Below are 4,201 nucleotides of genomic sequence, written 5' to 3' on the forward strand. Positions count from 1 at the left end.
AGCGATTCGTTTTTTATCCAACTAAACTACTCAGCTACGCTCCCAAGTGTTGCTCGAAGTTTTACCCAAAAGACTTGCTCTTAGAACCCCATACTTCAACTCTGTTAGGTCGCTTAATATGAATGTATCATTAATGAATCATAAGATAAAGCCGTCCTACAAGGACGGGGCTTTAGACCCAAAATTTACGGTAAGGGCTAATTTTGAGGGGTAATTTTTCGTGAGTCCCCCACCCTTGGGATCTAGCGATCCTCAATCAATCGGAGATCTGATCTCCTCATCAACAAGGGGCTTAAGCCCCTTGCCTGTTCATGAATCAAATAGGATTGCTATGGACGGGTTGAATCCAGAGGGGTTGATTCTTTATTAAGAATTAATTTCATCAATATTGACAACTACTTTCATTAAGCGGCAAGATTAGCTTCAGATCAATCATCTGTGTGTCTGACTCGATAGGGGGATAATGTCCAACACGACTGAGCAGGAACGCCTTGCTGCGGCGCTCACGGAAGCATTGCAAGACGAATATCAAGCACGCGCCACCTATCGCCAGATTCTGCGCCGCTTTGGTCAAGTGCAACCTTTTATTAATATTCTCAATCCAGAAGAGCGCCATATTCGCGCTCTTTATCCCCTCTTGCTCCGCTACCAAATCCCGATTCTGGCTGATCCTTGGCCGATCTGTGGCTGTGGTCATCGCGATCGCGGCGGACGAGGTTGATTCGGCGGCGATCGCACTAATTTTTTTGAATAACGGAAACATAACCTATGACAAATACTGCGGCAGCCATCAGTGCGCCCACATCGGAGACCACCGTAGCCAGCCGGATCGGGGCATGGCTCGATACTTACAGCGAAATTGCGATGATCCTGCCGGTCGTGGCGGGCTTGCTCACGACGAATCAACTGCGATTACGGGGGGCGCAGGCGCTTTTGGTGAATTTGTTGATTGCGGCGATTGTGCGCCAAGGCGTGGGCCAGTTACGGGAACAAGCCCACGCCACCCCGCCGCCGCCGCCACCCCCTCAGCCGGCGACGGATGCAGCGGGAGCAGATGGGGCGATCGCCTTCAATGACTATCTTAAATGCAAAAATTCATCTCACCGCTAACCTAACGGTGTAGCGGGAGTCCTCTTTTTTCATTTAAGATAGACCAACACCCCAGATTTAATCGTACTTTTCAGCAGGGGTCGCACCAAGGGCAACACTACCGGAGTCAATGCCACGGCGGTCACTCCGACTAATACCGTGCGTGTACTCGGATTTCTCGTCAATTCTGCAATTCTAGAGCGCAAGGTTTGAGCACCAAGAGCATTTCCCATATTCGTTAACTGTGCCATTTTTTTTCGATTTTGATGACGCGATTAAGTTGTTGTTTCTGCCCCATCAACCGGAGGACAAGGCAGGAAACCAACATGATCAATTATACGTTGAATCCATGAATGAGGATTTTTCCTGTTTGCAAATCGTCAAGAAACGTTGAATAATAGCATGATCCAGAGAGTCATAATCAAGAGTCTGGATATTATAGAATAATTAAACGGCGGGCCAGAATTTTTAAGCCCGATGCTAACAGAATCATGGGTGCTAAATGAGGCTCTATGCTTCTATTTTGGCTCTGAACAAAGCCGTTGTGAAGAATGCGAAAATAAAGAGGGGTGGACTCTTGCCAGAGGGCGATCGCAATTTGTCCCAGGAGTTTCCATCCTTTGAGGGAGACCATCAAAGACCTGGGGCGGTTTTGCTGGGATGGTTGAGGGTTAAGGGGGTGAGGGCGGGGAGCAGGATGGTGAAGGTCGTGCCCTGGTCGGGTTGGCTCTGCACCGTAATTTCACCCTGGTGCTGATCGACGATCGCCCGGACGATCGCTAACCCTAAACCCGTGCCGGTGGTGATGGTGCTGCCGGATTCCCGCGATCGCGCCGGATCAACCCGATAAAACCGATCAAACAAATGGGGCAAGGCCGCGGCGGGAATGCCCACCCCGGTATCGGCGATCTCAATCATCAGGTGGAGCGATCGCCGCGTTAAGGTGACGGTCACGGCCTGGGGGTGGGGGGAGCGCGATCGGGTGCTGTCCAAGGCATTACTAATCAAATTCGTCAGCATCCGCGCCAACTGATCCCAATCCCCCTGCACCGAAAATAGGGTTTCATCCTCACAATCCGCCCCATGGGGTGTGGAAATCTGTAGCGAGAGGGCGATTCCCGCCTGAGCCGCCACGATCCGCTGCTCTTCTAAGACCTCAATCAACAGCGCATCCAAGGGTAAGGCCTGCCCCACGGGTTGCAAAATTCCACTGTCCGATCGCGCCAAAAAAAGCAGATCATTCACCAACCGTCCCAGGCGTTGCGTCAACCGTTCCACCACCTGTAACTGATGGTGCTGCATCTGTGGATCACCGTAGCTCAGGGCCGTTTGCACATTGGCCTGAATCATGGCGATCGGGTTGCGCAGTTCGTGGGAAGCGTCGGCGGTAAATTGTTTCAGTTGTTGGTAGGATTCACCGATGGGCTTCATGGCCAACCCGGACAGCAGCCAGCCAATCCCCGCCACGCTGCCAATCATCGCCAATGTCCCCAAGGTGAGGTCAAAAATAAGCTGCTGAATCGGTTTGGTGACTTCAAACCAGGGATGACTAACCCGCAGATAGCCGAGGACTTGCCGCCCCCGTTCGATGCGTTTGGTGACTTGGCGCAGGAGGTGATCGGGGGAGAGGTGAATGGTTTGGCCGTGGCGATTGAGTTGGAGGGGCAGCGATGGGGGGCTGTCGAAGGTAGACCAGAGGAGTTGACCGGTGGGGCTGAACCATTCAATGTCAATGTGATCGGCTTCGACCACCTCCCCATTTTGGCGAAAACTGGCTTCGACGTTGAGGCGATCGCCCCCCTCACTGGCCGGAAAAGTTTCAATAATCAGCGATCGCTCCACCACCTCCACCACATGCTTCAGGGTGTCATCCATGCGATCGATCAAGGTACTGCGCACGTACACATAAACCCCCGTGGCAAAACAGAGCAGCAACACCGCCGTCACCGCCGCATACCACAGCGTCAAGCGTCGCCGCGTTGCTTTAAACATCGACCCTGTTTGCATTGACATGGCTCCATGCACCTCGCTCCGCCTAGTGTATCAAGGTTCAAAGCTGAAATCGTTTGTAGACCCTCATCCCCGGCCCTTCTCCCACAGGGCGAAGGGAGAAAAAGCCCTCGCCTGGCGGGAGAGGGTTGGGTGAGGGGCTTTCCACACCTAAAACACGAGAAAACCGCCGTGAGGATGATCGGCGGTTTTCAAACCTGAAGATATGTTGGAACGCGATCAGCAATCGATCACGAAGTGAGAGTTGAGGAAGTACGTCAGCCGCGATCGCACCCCGTCCCACTCGGTTGTGCTAAACCTTCCGAGAATAATACTCAACCACGAGCAGTTCATTGATTTGCAACGCCACCCATTCGCGCTCAATCACGCCGGTGACCTTGCCTTCCATCAACTCCTTGTTGTATTCGAGGTGACTAGGGACATTGGCCAAACCCGGATATTCCATATTGGCTTTCACCAGGTTTTTCGAGGTGTCGCGATCGCGCACCTTCAGCACATCCCCCGGACGACATTGATAACTCGCAATATCCACAACCCGGCCATTCACCATCAAATGCCCATGGTTCACCAGTTGCCGCGCCCCCGGAATCGTCCCCGCCATACCCAAGCGGAACACCGTATTATCTAAGCGCATTTCCAACAGTTGCAGCAGACGCTCACCCGTGGAACCCGTGGCTTTCCGGGCTTTCTTCATGTAATTCACCATCTGCTTTTCGGTAATGCCGTAGTTGAAGCGCAATTTTTGCTTCTCTTCTAACCGAATTGCATATTCTGAACGCTTACGACGCGCTTGGCCATGCTGCCCCGGCGGATAATCCCGGCGGGAGCTTTTCCGGCTCAAACCCGGCAATTCACCTAAACGGCGCGTAATCCGTAAACGAGGCCCTCTATATCGAGACATTAAATTTTAAACTCCTGTGATCGAATCGCTGAACGTTCCAAATTACGGGGTGAATGCGTGAGATTATCATCCTAAACTCACGCTTACCCACAGACTTCTAATTATACGCAATCGCTCTAACCCAATCAAGGGACAGCCCAAAATCTGCCTTGTGCGCCTCAATCCCAAGGAGTGGGGGGGGGGGGGGGGGGGGGGGGGGGG

Annotated in this window: 5 protein-coding genes; 2 read left to right on the forward strand and 3 right to left on the reverse strand. The window is 52.7% G+C overall.

What is annotated here, in order from left to right; all coding sequences use genetic code 11:
- Window positions 1-463 precede the first annotated feature (463 nt).
- Both PN477_RS17615 and PN477_RS17620 read left to right on the forward strand, forming a co-directional pair.
- A complete protein-coding gene (locus PN477_RS17615) occupies window positions 464-721 on the forward strand; it encodes a ferritin family protein (protein ID WP_272117554.1) in 258 nt (85 codons plus the stop codon).
- 47 nt (window positions 722-768) lie between these two features.
- Window positions 769-1,110: a hypothetical protein gene (locus PN477_RS17620; RefSeq protein WP_272117557.1), complete on the forward strand. Its 342-nt coding sequence runs from the start codon at window positions 769-771 to the stop codon at window positions 1,108-1,110.
- A gap of 29 nt (window positions 1,111-1,139) precedes the next feature.
- Here PN477_RS17620 and PN477_RS17625 read toward each other — a convergent pair whose 3' ends face one another.
- The 3 genes from PN477_RS17625 to rpsD form a co-directional block, all read right to left on the reverse strand.
- On the reverse strand, window positions 1,140-1,340 hold the full coding sequence (locus tag PN477_RS17625) for a hypothetical protein (RefSeq protein WP_272147511.1): 201 nt from the start codon (window positions 1,338-1,340) through the stop codon (window positions 1,140-1,142).
- 382 nt (window positions 1,341-1,722) lie between these two features.
- Window positions 1,723-3,081, reverse strand: coding sequence for a sensor histidine kinase (locus PN477_RS17630; RefSeq protein ID WP_417158850.1), 1,359 nt, complete (start codon window positions 3,079-3,081; stop codon window positions 1,723-1,725).
- Window positions 3,082-3,391: 310 nt separating this feature from the next.
- Window positions 3,392-4,000, reverse strand: a complete 609-nt coding sequence (rpsD, locus tag PN477_RS17635) for a 30S ribosomal protein S4 (RefSeq protein ID WP_272117562.1) — start codon at window positions 3,998-4,000, stop codon at window positions 3,392-3,394.
- Between the last annotated feature and the right edge of the window lie 201 nt (window positions 4,001-4,201).

Origin of the sequence: Spirulina subsalsa CS-330, assembly GCF_028330765.1 — a bacterium.
Taxonomy (GTDB): Bacteria; Cyanobacteriota; Cyanobacteriia; order Cyanobacteriales; family Spirulinaceae; genus Spirulina; species Spirulina subsalsa_A.

Coding starts and splice junctions, on each gene's coding strand:
- PN477_RS17615 (WP_272117554.1), top strand. CDS start 464: ATGTCCAACACGACTGAGCAGGAACGCCTTGCTGCGGCGCTCACGGAA.
- PN477_RS17620 (WP_272117557.1), top strand. CDS start 769: ATGACAAATACTGCGGCAGCCATCAGTGCGCCCACATCGGAGACCACC.
- PN477_RS17625 (WP_272147511.1), bottom strand. CDS start 1,340: ATGGCACAGTTAACGAATATGGGAAATGCTCTTGGTGCTCAAACCTTG.
- PN477_RS17630 (WP_417158850.1), bottom strand. CDS start 3,081: ATGTTTAAAGCAACGCGGCGACGCTTGACGCTGTGGTATGCGGCGGTG.
- rpsD (WP_272117562.1), bottom strand. CDS start 4,000: ATGTCTCGATATAGAGGGCCTCGTTTACGGATTACGCGCCGTTTAGGT.